Source organism: Ruegeria sp. CDSC002 (assembly GCF_059610905.1).
Genome location: NZ_JBXWOM010000003.1, coordinates 361,347 through 375,213 on the forward strand (window position 1 = coordinate 361,347; position 13,867 = coordinate 375,213).

The 13,867-nt window shown below is 57.5% G+C and carries 16 protein-coding genes; 7 read left to right on the top strand and 9 right to left on the bottom strand.

Translation table 11 applies throughout. The annotated features are described in order from the left end of the window. The first annotated feature begins 19 nt into the window (after window positions 1-19). The 3 genes from AC2FJE_RS08010 to AC2FJE_RS08020 are packed head-to-tail and all read left to right on the top strand — an operon-like array spanning window position 20 to window position 2,456. Window positions 20-952, top strand: coding sequence for a bifunctional riboflavin kinase/FAD synthetase (locus AC2FJE_RS08010; RefSeq protein WP_496696180.1), 933 nt, complete (start codon window positions 20-22; stop codon window positions 950-952). After that, the gene (locus AC2FJE_RS08015) at window positions 949-1,422 is read left to right on the top strand and encodes a YcgN family cysteine cluster protein (protein ID WP_282118967.1); all 474 of its coding nucleotides are present in this window, start codon (window positions 949-951) and stop codon (window positions 1,420-1,422) included. Before AC2FJE_RS08010 ends, AC2FJE_RS08015 begins: the two co-directional genes overlap by 4 nt. Beyond that, window positions 1,422-2,456, top strand: a complete 1,035-nt coding sequence (locus AC2FJE_RS08020) for a threonine aldolase family protein (RefSeq protein WP_496755271.1) — start codon at window positions 1,422-1,424, stop codon at window positions 2,454-2,456. The genes AC2FJE_RS08015 and AC2FJE_RS08020 overlap by 1 nt, the downstream gene beginning before the upstream one ends. A gap of 39 nt (window positions 2,457-2,495) precedes the next feature. On the opposite strand, the gene AC2FJE_RS08025 is transcribed toward AC2FJE_RS08020, so the two are convergent. Beyond that, on the bottom strand, window positions 2,496-3,308 hold the full coding sequence (locus tag AC2FJE_RS08025) for an alpha/beta fold hydrolase (RefSeq protein ID WP_496755273.1): 813 nt from the start codon (window positions 3,306-3,308) through the stop codon (window positions 2,496-2,498). After that, complete coding sequence (locus tag AC2FJE_RS08030) at window positions 3,305-3,907, bottom strand: 2-hydroxychromene-2-carboxylate isomerase (RefSeq protein WP_058276053.1); 603 nt, start codon at window positions 3,905-3,907, stop codon at window positions 3,305-3,307. The genes AC2FJE_RS08025 and AC2FJE_RS08030 overlap by 4 nt, the downstream gene beginning before the upstream one ends. Before the next feature lie 107 nt (window positions 3,908-4,014). Here AC2FJE_RS08030 and AC2FJE_RS08035 point away from each other — a divergent pair, with 107 nt between their 5' ends. From AC2FJE_RS08035 to AC2FJE_RS08045, 3 genes are all read left to right on the top strand, one after another. Then, a complete protein-coding gene (locus AC2FJE_RS08035; RefSeq protein ID WP_058275513.1) occupies window positions 4,015-5,034 on the top strand; it encodes a ribose-phosphate pyrophosphokinase in 1,020 nt (339 codons plus the stop codon). Window positions 5,035-5,094: 60 nt separating this feature from the next. Next, window positions 5,095-5,544, top strand: a complete 450-nt coding sequence (rpiB, locus tag AC2FJE_RS08040; RefSeq protein WP_496755275.1) for a ribose 5-phosphate isomerase B — start codon at window positions 5,095-5,097, stop codon at window positions 5,542-5,544. 399 nt (window positions 5,545-5,943) lie between these two features. Beyond that, complete coding sequence (locus AC2FJE_RS08045; RefSeq protein WP_496755277.1) at window positions 5,944-6,084, top strand: hypothetical protein; 141 nt, start codon at window positions 5,944-5,946, stop codon at window positions 6,082-6,084. 452 nt (window positions 6,085-6,536) lie between these two features. Here AC2FJE_RS08045 and AC2FJE_RS08050 read toward each other — a convergent pair whose 3' ends face one another. The 7 genes from AC2FJE_RS08050 to AC2FJE_RS08080 form a co-directional block, all read right to left on the bottom strand. Beyond that, window positions 6,537-6,887: an H-type lectin domain-containing protein gene (locus tag AC2FJE_RS08050; RefSeq protein ID WP_058275511.1), complete on the bottom strand. Its 351-nt coding sequence runs from the start codon at window positions 6,885-6,887 to the stop codon at window positions 6,537-6,539. A gap of 117 nt (window positions 6,888-7,004) precedes the next feature. Beyond that, window positions 7,005-7,415 carry a F0F1 ATP synthase subunit epsilon gene (locus AC2FJE_RS08055; protein ID WP_496755279.1) on the bottom strand — a complete coding sequence of 137 codons (411 nt, stop codon included), beginning with the start codon at window positions 7,413-7,415 and terminating at the stop codon, window positions 7,005-7,007. Window positions 7,416-7,427: 12 nt separating this feature from the next. Beyond that, window positions 7,428-8,852, bottom strand: coding sequence for a F0F1 ATP synthase subunit beta (gene atpD, locus AC2FJE_RS08060; protein WP_058275509.1), 1,425 nt, complete (start codon window positions 8,850-8,852; stop codon window positions 7,428-7,430). Window positions 8,853-8,872: 20 nt separating this feature from the next. Beyond that, on the bottom strand, window positions 8,873-9,748 hold the full coding sequence (locus tag AC2FJE_RS08065) for a F0F1 ATP synthase subunit gamma (RefSeq protein ID WP_058276006.1): 876 nt from the start codon (window positions 9,746-9,748) through the stop codon (window positions 8,873-8,875). 15 nt (window positions 9,749-9,763) lie between these two features. Further along, window positions 9,764-11,302, bottom strand: a complete 1,539-nt coding sequence (gene atpA / locus AC2FJE_RS08070; RefSeq protein ID WP_058275507.1) for a F0F1 ATP synthase subunit alpha — start codon at window positions 11,300-11,302, stop codon at window positions 9,764-9,766. Further along, the gene (locus AC2FJE_RS08075; protein ID WP_058276054.1) at window positions 11,303-11,863 is read right to left on the bottom strand and encodes a F0F1 ATP synthase subunit delta; all 561 of its coding nucleotides are present in this window, start codon (window positions 11,861-11,863) and stop codon (window positions 11,303-11,305) included. A 311-nt stretch (window positions 11,864-12,174) separates the two neighbouring features. Beyond that, on the bottom strand, window positions 12,175-12,909 hold the full coding sequence (locus AC2FJE_RS08080) for a class I SAM-dependent methyltransferase (protein ID WP_109313357.1): 735 nt from the start codon (window positions 12,907-12,909) through the stop codon (window positions 12,175-12,177). Window positions 12,910-12,970: 61 nt separating this feature from the next. Here AC2FJE_RS08080 and gloB point away from each other — a divergent pair, with 61 nt between their 5' ends. Next, window positions 12,971-13,738 carry a hydroxyacylglutathione hydrolase gene (gloB, locus tag AC2FJE_RS08085; protein WP_496696194.1) on the top strand — a complete coding sequence of 256 codons (768 nt, stop codon included), beginning with the start codon at window positions 12,971-12,973 and terminating at the stop codon, window positions 13,736-13,738. The last annotated feature ends 129 nt before the right edge of the window (window positions 13,739-13,867 follow it).

The window sequence follows — 13,867 nt, forward strand, 5'->3', positions numbered from 1 at the left end:
GTCCCGCTAGGCAAGCTGCATGCAGATCATCCGTGATTTCCAGTTTGTCGAGCCAGAAGACCGCGGTGCCAGTGTGGCAATCGGGAACTTCGATGGCGTACATGTGGGCCATCAGTCGGTGATTGAACTTGCACAAAGCGTGGCCCCGGATGCTCCGCTTGGTGTTCTGACGTTCGAGCCTCACCCTCGCGAGTACTTTGCACCCGATGCCCCACCTTTTCGTCTGATGCGCGGAAACGCACGTGCGCACCGGTTGGAGAAACTGGGTGTACAAAAGCTGTACGAATTGCCGTTCAATGCAGCGCTTGCCGGTCTGACGCCCGAAGGCTTTGCCCGCAATGTCATCTGCGAGGGACTTGGTCTATCGCACGTCGTGGTCGGCGCGGATTTCTGTTTCGGCAAAGGGCGCAGTGGCACCGCCGAAGATATGGCCCGGTTCGGGCAAGAGATGGGGTTTGGCGTCACCATTGCACCGCTGATGGAACGGTCTGACGATGTGGTATCCTCGACTGGTATCCGCACCGCGCTGACCGATGGCCGCCCCCGCGACGCAGCGGCAATGCTGGGCCATTGGCACCGCGTCGAGGGCGAAGTGATCGGCGGCGAACAACGCGGGCGCGAGCTTGGGTTCCCCACCGCGAATATGTCTATCGAAGGGTTGCACCCGCCAAAATTTGGCGTCTATGCGGTGCTGGTCGATGTGCTCGACGGACCTCATCAGGGCAGCTATCACGGCGCATCCTCTGTCGGCGTACGGCCAATGTTCAACGGAGAGGTTCCGAATATCGAGACCTTCCTGTTCGATTTCTCAGGCGATCTATATGGTTCGACCCTGTCCGTCGGCCTGGTCGAATACCTGCGCCCCGAGATGACGTTTGACGGGCTGGATGCCCTGATCGCGCAGATGGATGCCGATTGTGACAAGGCGCGCATCCTGCTGGCCGCGCTATGACCACCGATCCGATCAATCGCAAAGGCCTTGGCCCGCGGTTCTGGGAACGCAAACCCCTAACCAAGATGAACCAGCGCGAATGGGAAGCCTTGTGCGACGGCTGCGGCAAATGCTGCCTGAACAAGCTTGAGGATGAGGACACCGGCGAGGTCGCCCTGACCTGCGTCGCCTGCCGTCTGCTGGACGATGAGACCTGCCGCTGCACGCAATACGACATCCGCCACCAATTCGTCCCGGAATGCATCGTGATGAAGCCCAACAACATCGACGATCACGCCTATTGGCTGCCTCAAACCTGCGCCTATCGACTGCTGTGGGAGGGGAAACCGCTTTACGAATGGCATCCCCTGATATCAGGTACACCGGACAGCGTGCACGCAGCTGGCATGTCAGTTCAGGGGCGCACGGTGTCCGAATTCGAAACCCCCTTGGAAGAGTGGGAAGACTATATCATTGAGGAACCCAGCTGATGTATTTCGCCTCTGACAATTCCGGTCCGGTTCACCCACAGGTCATGGCCGCATTGAACGAAGCCAATCAGGGCTATCAAATGGCCTATGGCGCGGACACCCTGATGAACGAAGTGCGCGATCGTATTCGCGGAATCTTCGAAGCGCCAGGGGCCGCAGTTTATCTGGTAGCCACCGGGACAGCCGCGAATTCGCTGGCTCTGGCGACACTCTCAAACCCATGGGAAACCGTGTTCTGTTCACCCGTCGCGCATATCCACGAGGATGAATGCAACGCGCCCGAGTTCTATAGCGGCGCAAAGCTGACACTGGTGCCGGGCGGCGACAAGATGGAGCCCGCAGCGCTGCGTCGCTCGATTTTGGCCGAAGAAACACGTGGCGTGCACGGCCCCCAGCGTGGGCCCGTGTCGATCACTCAGGTGACAGAGCGTGGCTCGGTTTATTCACTGGCCGAATTGCAGGTGCTGTGCAGTATCGCCAAAGAATACGACCTGCCAGTTCATCTGGATGGTGCCCGGTTCACTAACGCATTGGTCGCGCTCAATTGCTCGCCTGCTGAGATGACGTGGAAAGCGGGCGTCGATGCGGTCAGCTTTGGCGGCACCAAGAACGGGTTGATGGGTGTCGAAGCGGTAGTTTTCTTTGACGAATCCAAGGCCTGGGAATTCGAACTGCGGCGCAAGCGTGGTGCGCATCTGTTCTCCAAGCATCGTTACTTGTCCGCCCAGATGGCCGCATATCTGAACGATGATCTGTGGCTGCAGATGGCGCGACAAGCCAACGCCAACTGCGCGCATTTGGCCGGCGGTCTACGCGGCAAAGGCGCAACCTTTCTACATGAGCCGCAAGCCAACATGATCTTTGCGCAGTTTTCGCGCGCGCGTCACAAGCAGTTGCACAAAGCGGGTGCGGTCTATCATCTGTGGGGCGCAGAACTGGACGGTGCGGATGACGACGAGATCCTGGCCTGTCGACTGGTCTGCGACTGGTCGATCAACTCGAATGATATCGACCGGTTCATCGGCTTGTTGTGATTTCAGGGATTAGGGGCGTCATCCTGTCCACAACATGGTTCAGGATAGACCACCCCAAAACTTTCGAATGACGGCAGCCGTCTGATCCGGGTGAGTGATTGGGACCATGTGGTCAGCACCCGAAACAACACCCGTTCCGGCATTGGGAAGCCGCCGGGCAAGACCTTCTCCGATCGCGGGCATGACGGGGTGCGTCTCAGACCCGCTCAGGATCAGAACCGGCATAGATGCGCGGTCGAGAACGCCAGGGTTCAGCATCCCCTTCTGATCAAGGAACAAAGCGTCATCAACGGCGGGCACAACGTGAATACCACGGATCATTCCCGCGCGTGTCCGCTCTGGCAATTCGGGCCATCGTGGGCCGTCCTGTGCGCCCCACATCCGGTTGAACAAACGGGCGGCCTGCTCAAAATTTCCGGCCGCGAGCGCATCAGAGACAGGTTTCGCCTCTTCATCATGTTGCCGCACCAAATCGGGCGTGTCCTGAATCGCAACCGCAAAGAACACTGGCTCGATCAGGACCGCACTGCGGACCAGGTCCGGAAACTCGACAGCCAGCCGAAGGGCTAGCATCCCGCCAAAGGAATGCCCGATCACATCCATCGGTTCGGTCAGATGCGCGGCCGACAGTTGGGTCACTTGGTCAAAGAAATCCCCGTGCCCATCCCAATCCGCGCTGCGGCCATGGGACGGCATGTCGGGGGCCGTAAATGTCGCCTCGCCCTCTAGAGCCGTCGCCAGCCCCGACCACGCCCCGGAATGCGCGATTGTGCAGTGCAGGGCGAGCACCTCGCGCGCGCCCTGCCCCAACGTTCTGACAAAAGTGTTGTCTGCCAGGGGGGTGTCCCTCACCCCTTCAGTTCCGACATATGGCGGTCCAGATCATCCAGCCGGTCCTGCCCCCAGAACCGCTGATCGTCTTCGGTGATGTAAAACGGCGCGCCAAATACACCGCGATCCACGGCCTCTTCCAGATTGGCGGCATAAGTTTCCGCGCCCACCAGAAGGCCGCTATCCGCCAGCCCCGGATTAAAACCGGCCTTTGTCAGGCAATCGCGGATCACATCGTCCTGCGCGATGTCTTTCTCCTCGGCCCAACAGGCCCGCACGAAGGAATGCGCAAGTTTGCCAACATCCCCTGACCCGTCCTTGATCGCAGCGATGATCGCATAGGATGACGGCGCCGCATTGGTCGGCCAATGCGCGGGCTGTAGATTGAATTCCATACCAAGCTGCTTGGACTGTCGCTGTAGTTCCTGCGCCCGATATTCGATGCGAGAGATGTGGCGGTCTTTGGGAGGAGTGCCCCCCGTACGCCCAAACAGAGCGACAATATCCAGCGGTTTGTAGTTGATCGTCGCGCCATGTTTCGCCGCCACCTCTTCCAACCGCATACCTGCAAGGTAGGTATAGGGCGAGAGTGTCGCAAAATAGTAGTCAATCTGGGTCATCTGCACTTTCTCCGCTGCGTTATCTTTGCTGGACGTTAGACCCGTGCTAAGCGGTGTCAACATCACGAATCTGTCACATTGCCATTGCTGCCCGGGGACCTCAGCCGATGCCGACACTCAACGAACCCAAGCTTATCGCTGGGAACGCCAACCTTCCTCTTGCCGAATCTATCTCGCGACGCATGAGCCTGTATCGCGGCGTCGATCAGAATCTGGTCGATGCGCGGGTCGAACGCTTCAATGACGGCGAGATTTTCGTCGAAGTGTTCGAAAACGTGCGCGGTGAGGATATGTTCATTGTCCAACCGACATCGAACCCGGCGAATGACAACCTGATGGAGCTGCTGATCATCGCTGACGCGCTGCGTCGATCTTCTGCACAGCGTATCACCGCCGTGATCCCCTACTTTGGTTACGCCCGTCAGGACCGCCGCACCAAGGCGCGGACGCCAATCAGCGCCAAGTTGGTGGCCAACATGCTGACCGGTGCAGGGATCGAGCGGATCCTGACCATGGACCTGCACGCAGCTCAGATTCAGGGGTTCTTCGACATGCCTGTCGACAACCTTTATGCATCGCCGATTTTTGCGCTGGATGTGAAACACCAGTTCCAGGACAATCTGGACGAGCTTATGGTCGTATCACCTGACGTTGGCGGCGTTGCCCGCGCGCGGGAATTGGCCAAGCGCATCAACGCCCCCCTGTCGATCGTGGACAAGCGCCGCGAAAAGGCTGGCGAAGTGGCTGAGATGACAGTGATTGGCGACGTCAAAGACAAAATCTGCCTGATCGTCGACGACATGTGCGACACTGCCGGTACGCTTTGCAAGGCCGCTCAGGTCCTGCTGGATAACGGCGCGAAAGAGGTACATTCGTACATCACCCACGGCGTCATGAGCGGTCCGGCGGTCGAACGTGTGACGAATTCTGTAATGAAATCTTTGGTGCTGACCGACACGATCCAGCCCACCAAAGAGATCACCAACGCCAAGAACATCCGCATCGTGCCAACCGCGCCTATTTTTACTCAGGCGATCCTGAACATCTGGAACGGAACAAGCGTGTCTTCATTGTTCGAGGACAAGACACTGACACCGATCTACGAGTCGATGTATCACATGGACTGACCGAGTTGGGCGGCGTTACAGCCGCCCTTTTTTGTCAACACAGCAAGACAGGACGTACCCGTGACAGCCTCAAAACGCATTGTTCTTTCCAGCGACCACGCGGCTATCGAGCTGCGCCAAGCGGTCGCCGACCACATCGCAGCGCAAGGCTGGGAGGTCGTCGATATCGGCCCCAAGACGCCTGAAAGCACACATTATCCCATCCACGGTAAAGCTGCGGCTCAGGCCGTTGCCTCGGGCGATTGCCACCTTGGGATCGTCCTGTGTGGTACAGGTCAGGGCATCATGATGGCGGCCAACAAGGTTCCGGGCATTCGCTGTGGCGTGTGTTCTGACGCCTTCTCGGCCCGCATGATCCGCGCGCACAACAACGCCAACATGCTGTCGATTGGCGCACGTGTCGTGGGTGAAGGTCAGGCCCTGGATATCGTAGATGCGTTTCTGGAGGCCGAGTTCGAAGGCGGGCGTCACGCAACCCGTGTGGACATGATCGAAGAAAAAGACGGTTAGGGCTCCGTTCCAAAGGCCATTCAAAGTGAAACTAAGTGCATCACCGCGTGTCCACGACACGGATGCAAACATGTAGCGCCTGCCCCCTATGAACCGGGTGGGTGGTTCAGCCTAGCCGCCCGTCCTTGTCGCACACCCAGTTACAACGGGTTTCAACGTTGCGCCTGTTTGGGAAAACTCAGAAGCTCCCTCCCGACCAATTGTCACCACATTCCGTCGGCACGATGAAGTGATTTCGAAGCTGAAAGAAGATACCATATGTCAAACACCAATTTTCAAGATCGAATTCAACGCATCAACGCCAAAAGCCCACAGCCGAATTCTGCTCTTGCACAAAGGGCTGCCAAAACCCCGTCATCCCGACCAAATTACGGAAAGGTATTGATTGGCGCTGTGTTAATGAGCACCGGACAACATGCGGTAAGGCAGGCGAACGAAAACTACGAAGCGATAAAGCAGAGCTACGGGATCGGTGCAGCAGCCGGGTTGGGGCTTGCGGGCGCGGTGGCGCTGGTGGTTGGCGTTGTCCTGATGTACTGAGGCTTCACTGCGGCCAATAAACAGGGGATCGAACCAATCTCCGACGGGTCAGAAACAGGCCCGGGTCAGAACCGCACGGCGTCCAAAAGGGCGCGGACGCTTAGTTCTGTTTTAGGCCTGATATTCGACGTTTGTGCATGCACAAGCTTAATTCTAGGAGCCGGAGCTACAAAAGTTGCAACCGAGACCGCGTATCAGTTCTTTCGGATTGCTTTTCATACTTCGGTTTTATTGCTTGTTGCCTCGATCGTCATTGGGTTAGTTGGCGTTCTTCTGCGCAGATATGCGCTGGTTCGAGTGCCGGTGTACTTTCTAATCGGTGCTTTGGCGACTTATTCGACCGTCCGCTTCACAGGATTTCCCATTCAGTTCTTGGAATATTTCAATTCTGCGCTGCAGTAACTATGAGCAAAAATAACAAAGGTATTGCCAGACCTTAGCCCCCGGATGCGTTAAGAGATATTCCAATCGTCGTCATGGGCCACCTCTCCGATGGCGGTCCATGTGACCCGTATCCGGGCGATCCGTGTATCGGACCATGTGCGAAAAACGGCGCTAAAGCCCTCTGGCGTGATGTCTTCAGCCGTGACTTCGGCGCGCAGAGCGGAAGATGTATCCACATCCCACAAAGAGACACCGATCTGAACCACCGGATTTGATCGGAAGGGTTGGTTGAACATAACGCTCGAACGCCGCTGGCGCGGTCCTTCGCCCGTCCACATTTCGCCACCATCGGCGAATTCGGAAAAAATAACTGCCTCGCCTTGGTCAATACCAATTGGATGGGTTCGAAACGTCTTCATTGATTTGTCTTTATCTATGTAATTCCGGACCTTAACCCGTCGCATTGATAAAATCACGATAAAAAAAACGGCCCCGTGTTTACGGGGCCGTTTCTAACTGTCGGAATGCGGTGAGCCTTACAGGCTCATATGCGTTCCAAGGGCTTCCATGTCGGCCAGCAGTTTGGCAGCGTCATCGACAATTGTCTGATCATCGCCTGCCTTGGCTGCTTCGTGCGAAGCACGCGCCTCGGCGACCAGATCGTCCAGATGCGACCGTGTCACTTCGGCGACCGGAATGGCTTTTTCAGCCAGAACCGACAGGCCATCGCCATTGATCTGAGCAAACCCGCCGGTGACCAGATATTCACTGGACCCTTCGGGTGCCTCGACCTTCAGGATACCCGGGCGCAGCGTCGTGATGGTGGGGGCATGATCAGGCATCGCCGTCATGTCCCCGTCCGCGCCGGGAAGCTGGACCGCGGTCGCGCTGTGCGAAGCAAGGCTCCGCTCGGGGCTGACGAGGTCGAATTGCATCGTGTTTGCCATCAGGTTTGCTCCTTAGGCGGCTTCTGCGGCCATCTTCTCCGCTTTGGCGATCACGTCGTCGATGCCGCCAACCATCAGGAAGGCTGCCTCGGGCAGGTGATCGTATTCGCCGGCCACAACGGCCTTGAACGACGCGATGGTGACATCCAGAGGAACCTGAACGCCGGGCGAGCCGGTGAAGACCTGTGCCACGTCGAACGGCTGCGACATGAAGCGTTCGATCTTACGGGCACGGGCCACGGTCAGTTTGTCCTCTTCCGACAGTTCGTCCATGCCGAGGATGGCGATGATGTCCTGCAGCGACTTGTAGCGCTGGAGGATCTGCTGAACGTCGGTCGCAACGGTATAGTGCTCTTCACCGACGATTGCCGGATCAAGCAGACGCGAGGTCGAATCGAGCGGGTCAACAGCAGGGTAAATACCCTTTTCCGAGATCGCACGGTTCAGAACGGTGGTCGCATCGAGGTGCGCGAACGACGTCGCAGGCGCGGGGTCGGTAAGGTCATCCGCAGGGACGTAGACGGCTTGCACAGAGGTGATCGAGCCCGACTTGGTCGAGGTGATCCGTTCCTGCATCGCGCCCATGTCAGTCGCCAGCGTCGGCTGATAGCCCACCGCCGAAGGGATACGGCCCAACAGGGCGGACACTTCGGAACCTGCCTGTGTGAAGCGGAAGATGTTGTCGACAAAGAACAAAACATCGGTACCGGTTGCGTCACGGAATTGTTCCGCAAGGGTCAGGCCCGACAGAGCGATCCGCATACGTGCACCCGGAGGCTCGTTCATCTGGCCGTACACCAGCGCGATTTTCGAATCTTCCAGCTTTTCGGGAACGATAACACCGGATTCGATCATCTCGTGATACAGGTCGTTGCCTTCACGGGTCCGTTCACCAACACCCGCGAACACGGACACGCCCGAGTGCACTTTGGCGATGTTGTTGATCAGCTCCATGATCAGAACTGTTTTACCAACGCCGGCTCCGCCGAACAGACCGATCTTACCGCCTTTGGCGTAAGGGGCCAGCAGGTCAACAACCTTGATGCCGGTAACCAGAACTTCGGATTCCGTTGCCTGATCCGAAAAGTCTGGCGCAGGCTGGTGAATGGCGCGCGTTTCTTTGGTTTCAACGGGGCCTTTTTCGTCGATAGGTTCGCCCACAACGTTCAGGATTCGTCCCAGTGTTGCGTTGCCGACCGGAACCGCGATCGGTGCGCCAGTGTCAGTTACAGCTTCGCCGCGAACCAGACCTTCGGTTGCGTCCATCGCAATGGTGCGGACAGTGTTTTCGCCCAGATGCTGTGCAACCTCCAGAACCAGCTTTTTGCCGTTGTTGGTTGTATCCAGCGCGTTCAGAATTTCTGGCAGCTGATCTTCGAAGTGCACGTCGACGACGGCCCCGATGATCTGTGTGACTTTGCCTTTTGCATTCGCCATGTTTCGTCTCCGGTTTGTCTCTACAGCGCCTCAGCGCCGGAAATAATTTCAATCAGCTCGTTGGTGATCACGGCCTGACGCGAACGGTTGAACTGGATCGTCAGCTTGTCGATCATCTCACCCGCGTTGCGTGTTGCGTTGTCCATCGCGGACATACGTGCACCCTGTTCCGAGGCTCCGTTTTCGAGCAGAGCCGAGAAGATTGCAGTCGCAACCCCCTTTGGTAGCAGGTCGGCCAGAATGGCCTCTTCGCTGGGCTCGTAGTCGAACACGGCACCACTGTCGTCGCCCTCGGTATCCTCAAACGAGGCTGGGATGACCTGTTGTGCCGTCGGGATCTGGGTCACAACGTTGACGAACTTCGAGTAGAAGATCGTGGCAACATCGAACTCACCCCCATCGAAACGGGACAGGATGCCCTTGGCGATGTCTTGCGCGTTGGTGTAACCCAGACGCTTGACTTCGCTCAGGTCGATATGTCCAACGAACAGATCGCCAAGGTCACGCTTGAGCGCGTCGCGGCCTTTTTTGCCGACAGTCAAAACCTTGACCGTCTTGCCTTTCAGGCGCAGCTCTTCCGCTTTGACACGGGCCAGCTTGGCGATGCTCGAGTTGAAGCCGCCACACAGGCCGCGTTCAGCTGTCATGACAACCAGCAGGTGGACATCATCACTGCCCGTACCACGGAGCAGCTTGGGGGCGCTGTCGCTGCCCCCGACCGATGCCGCCAGCCCCGCCATCACGGCATTGAACCGTTCAGCATAGGGACGCGAGGCTTCGGCAGATTCTTGGGCGCGGCGCAGTTTTGCAGCCGCGACCATCTGCATGGCCTTGGTGATCTTGCGGGTCGATTTGACCGACTCGATCCTGTTTTTAAGATCCTTAAGATTTGGCATGTGCCCGCCTCTCCCTTAAGCGAAGGTTGCGGCGTATTCGTCCAGCGCAGCCTTGATCTTGTCGGAAGCGTCGCCCTTGATCTTGGGATCTTCGTCGGTGATCCACTGAAGCAGGTCGGCGTGCTTGCCGCGCAGGTGCGCCAGCAGGCCAGCTTCGTAACGGCCAACATCGGAAACGTCGATCTTGTCGAGGTAACCGTTGGTGCCGGCGAAGATGACACAGACGATTTCAGCGTTGGTCAGCGGCGAGTACTGCGGCTGCTTCATCAGCTCGGTCAGACGCGCACCACGGTTCAGCAGCTGCTGGGTCGCGGCGTCAAGGTCGGAACCAAACTGCGCAAACGCAGCCATTTCGCGGTACTGAGCCAGTTCCAGCTTAACCGGACCGGCAACCGACTTCATCGAGTTGGTCTGAGCCGAAGAGCCCACACGCGAAACCGACAGACCGGTGTTCACAGCAGGACGGATGCCCTGATAGAACAGTTCGGTTTCCAGGAAGATCTGGCCGTCGGTGATCGAGATCACGTTGGTCGGAATAAACGCCGAAACGTCACCACCTTGCGTTTCGATAACCGGCAGAGCGGTCAGCGAGCCAGCACCGAAGTCTTCGTTCAGCTTCGCCGAACGCTCCAGCAGGCGGGAGTGGAGATAGAAAACGTCGCCAGGATAGGCTTCACGTCCGGGCGGACGACGCAGCAGCAGCGACATCTGACGATAGGACACAGCCTGTTTCGACAGGTCATCATAGATGATCAGTGCGTGGCGGCCATTGTCGCGGAAGAATTCGGCCATTGCGGTCGCGGCATAGGGTGCCAGGAACTGCATCGGCGCCGGGTCGGACGCGGTTGCGGCCACAACGATCGAGTAGTCAATCGCGCCGGACTCTTCCAGTTTCTTCACCAGCTGCGCAACGGTCGAACGCTTTTGGCCGATCGCAACGTAAACGCAGTACAGCTTCTTCGACTCGTCGTCGCCTGCTGCATCGTTGTAGGTTTTCTGGTTCAGGATGGCGTCCAGAGCAACGGCAGTTTTACCGGTCTGACGGTCACCAATGATCAGCTCACGCTGGCCACGACCAATCGGGATCATCGCGTCAACCGATTTCAGGCCGGTTGCCATCGGTTCATGAACCGATTTACGCGGGATGATGCCAGGTGCTTTGACGTCAGCAACGCCACGCTCGGTGGATTCGATGGGGCCTTTGCCGTCCAGCGGGTTGCCCAGACCGTCAACAACACGACCCAGCAGACCGTTACCAATCGGAACGTCCACGATCGAGTTGGTGCGCTTGACGATGTCACCTTCTTTGATGTCACGGTCGGAACCGAAGATAACAACACCAACGTTGTCGCTTTCCAGGTTCAGCGCCATGCCCATGATGCCACCGGGGAATTCGACCATCTCACCCGCTTGCACATTGTCCAGACCGTATACGCGGGCAATCCCGTCACCGACGCTCAGCACGCGACCGATTTCGGCCACTTCGGCTTCCTGACCAAAATTCTTGATCTGGTCCTTCAGGATTGCAGAAATCTCTGCAGCTTGGATTCCCATTTATCCGACCTCTTTCATTGCATTCTGTAGGGAGTTGAGCTTCGAACGGATCGAGCTATCGATCATCTTCGAGCCCACTTTAACGACAAGACCGCCAATGAGGCTTTCATCAACGGTCGCATTTATTGTCACGGTCTTGCCCACACGCTCGGACAGCGTCTTGGACAGTTTTTCCAGTTGTGTCTTGGTCAGCGCCTTGGCCGACGCGACATCGGCGGTCACTTCGCCACGTTCGTCCGCCAGCATGTCGCGCAGAACCTGCACCAACTCGGGAACTACGAACAGACGGCGCTTCTGAGCCATCAGAGCCAGCGTGTTACGCATGATGGCGTGCAGACCCATTTTGTCAGCGATTGCGGTAATGGCGCCTTCTTGTTCGGCACGCGAAACCAGAGGCGATGCGATCAGGTCGCGCAGTTCGGCGCTTTCGCCCAATGCTGCTGCCAGATCGTTGATTCCGGTTTCCAGACCTGCGAGGTCATTATTCTCTTTGGCGATCTCAAAGATCGCGGTGGCATAGCGCTTGGCAATGCCTGTGGAAATCGAAGCTGGTTCGGACACGTCCACCCTTCCGATATTTTGGGCCCCGAATTCGCGTTGCGGCAGCTACCCCGGGGGCGTGAAGAAACCCCGGCCAGACGGTCGGGGATCAAAATCACCGGGGATGTAGCAGAGCCGAACCCAGCTAGCAATATATTATCACGGCAACAGGTTTATCCACAAAATGTTCAATTTCAATTACTTAAGGAGGGTGCGACCCTTTTATCCGGCTGAAGCAGACGAAAAATGTTACGAAAGTGTAGGTTTTTGCGATTCCTGTGTCCTTTTTCCCTCAATTTTTGCGAATTGAAGAGGGAAAACGACCGGGCTGCTCAGGCTGGTTTCAGAAGGCCATCAAGTGCCTTTATCGGACGACGTTCGGCATCCTTTGCAACACTGCCGCTGGGCGGTCGGATGTGTTTTGTCACCTCAACCATAAGCACTCCGCCTGCCATGACTGTTGGCAGCCTTTGGCCAGTCTTTTCGATCAGGCTCGCCGACTTCAGCCAGAAACGGCGAAATGACGGCGGCAGATACAGAGCCGAGCAATGGCTTTCCGGGATGAAGTGGTGCGCCTTGAGCTGACTTTCCAGCTGCGAGGCTGTGTACGGTCGGCCAAAGCCAAACGGGGTCTTATCCGTCCGCGACCACAAACCAGCCCGATTGGGCACGACAAAGAATGCGCGCCCCCCTGGCCCCAACACGCGCCAGCACTCATTTAGCAATTGGCTGGGCCGCTGCGAGGTTTCAAGCCCGTGCATCACAATCAGCTTGTCGACATGACCTGTTTCAATCGGCCACAGGGTTTCTTCGGTCAGAACCGACACATTGGGCATTCCGGCGGGCCAGGGCATGACGCCTTGCGGGCCTGGCATCAAACCGATCACGCGGCGGGCGTCCGCAAGATAAGGACGCAGCAATGGAACCGCGAAGCCGAATCCAGCAACCGTTTGCCCCTTGGCCTCGGGCCATTGCTCGATCAGTCGCCCACGGATCGCCGCCTGCGCGGCACGACCCAGAGTGCTGCGATAGTAGAAGTTCCTCAAATCCTGCACATCAAGATGCATTGCAGACACCCGGTCAATCGGCTTAGCTGGGCGCAGTCTAGCAACGAAAGGGCAAAAGGCCATGCCTCTTGAGGTCGTTACCATCCCATGTCTCAGCGACAATTACGCATTTCTGGCGCATGACGCCGCAAGCGGCAATACCGCACTGGTCGACGCGCCCGAAGCCGGACCCATTCTGGCCGAGTTGGACAAGCGCGGCTGGACATTATCCCATATTCTTCTAACCCATCACCATTGGGACCATGTGGATGGCCTGTCTGCCATTTTGGAAAAGCACCCGGCTAAAGTTGTTGGCGCGGCCTCCGATGCACACCGCCTGCCCCCGCTGGATCAGCAGGTCAGCGACGGCGATACGTTTGAATTCGGAAGCGAGCAGATTCGGGTGCTGGATGTGTCCGGCCATACTGTTGGCCATGTCGCCTTTTACATGCCGGACAGCGCAGTGGTTTTCACAGCAGACAGCCTCATGGCATTGGGGTGTGGACGCTTGTTCGAAGGCACGGCACCGCAGATGTGGGCCTCTCTCAGCAAGCTGGCCGCGCTTCCCGATGAGACAATCGTTTGCTCGGGCCACGAATACACGCAATCAAACGCAAAATTCGCTTTAACCGTCGATCCCACCAATGCCGCACTGCAAAAACGCGCGGATGATATTAACCGCGCTCGCGCTGCCGGAGAACCCACGGTTCCTTCGACGATGGCGCTGGAAAAGGCCACAAACCCGTTCTTGCGGGCCGCTGACCCGGCGATTCAGGCTCATTTGGGAATGCAAAATTCAGACCCCGCAGACGTTTTTGCTGAAATTCGGACTAGAAAAGACAGCTTCTAGTACCCAAATTGCCTTCCTCACGGCCACGGTCACGTGAAATGTGACTGTCAAGAGCAAGAAAACCCTTGAAGCCGGGCCACGATCAACCAAACTCTAATAGTATGAGGACATGGTTGGGATGGGGTTCCG

Bases quoted from the DNA above. Each gene is read 5' to 3' on its own strand.
- gloB (WP_496696194.1), top strand. From the start codon at position 12,971: ATGCCTCTTGAGGTCGTTACCATCCCATGTCTCAGCGACAATTACGCA.
- AC2FJE_RS08035 (WP_058275513.1), top strand. From the start codon at position 4,015: ATGCCGACACTCAACGAACCCAAGCTTATCGCTGGGAACGCCAACCTT.
- AC2FJE_RS08065 (WP_058276006.1), bottom strand. From the start codon at position 9,748: ATGCCAAATCTTAAGGATCTTAAAAACAGGATCGAGTCGGTCAAATCG.
- AC2FJE_RS08080 (WP_109313357.1), bottom strand. From the start codon at position 12,909: ATGCATCTTGATGTGCAGGATTTGAGGAACTTCTACTATCGCAGCACT.
- atpD (WP_058275509.1), bottom strand. From the start codon at position 8,852: ATGGCGAATGCAAAAGGCAAAGTCACACAGATCATCGGGGCCGTCGTC.
- atpA (WP_058275507.1), bottom strand. From the start codon at position 11,302: ATGGGAATCCAAGCTGCAGAGATTTCTGCAATCCTGAAGGACCAGATC.
- AC2FJE_RS08055 (WP_496755279.1), bottom strand. From the start codon at position 7,415: ATGGCAAACACGATGCAATTCGACCTCGTCAGCCCCGAGCGGAGCCTT.
- AC2FJE_RS08020 (WP_496755271.1), top strand. From the start codon at position 1,422: ATGTATTTCGCCTCTGACAATTCCGGTCCGGTTCACCCACAGGTCATG.
- AC2FJE_RS08030 (WP_058276053.1), bottom strand. From the start codon at position 3,907: ATGACCCAGATTGACTACTATTTTGCGACACTCTCGCCCTATACCTAC.
- AC2FJE_RS08050 (WP_058275511.1), bottom strand. From the start codon at position 6,887: ATGAAGACGTTTCGAACCCATCCAATTGGTATTGACCAAGGCGAGGCA.
- AC2FJE_RS08015 (WP_282118967.1), top strand. From the start codon at position 949: ATGACCACCGATCCGATCAATCGCAAAGGCCTTGGCCCGCGGTTCTGG.
- AC2FJE_RS08045 (WP_496755277.1), top strand. From the start codon at position 5,944: ATGAGCACCGGACAACATGCGGTAAGGCAGGCGAACGAAAACTACGAA.
- AC2FJE_RS08010 (WP_496696180.1), top strand. From the start codon at position 20: ATGCAGATCATCCGTGATTTCCAGTTTGTCGAGCCAGAAGACCGCGGT.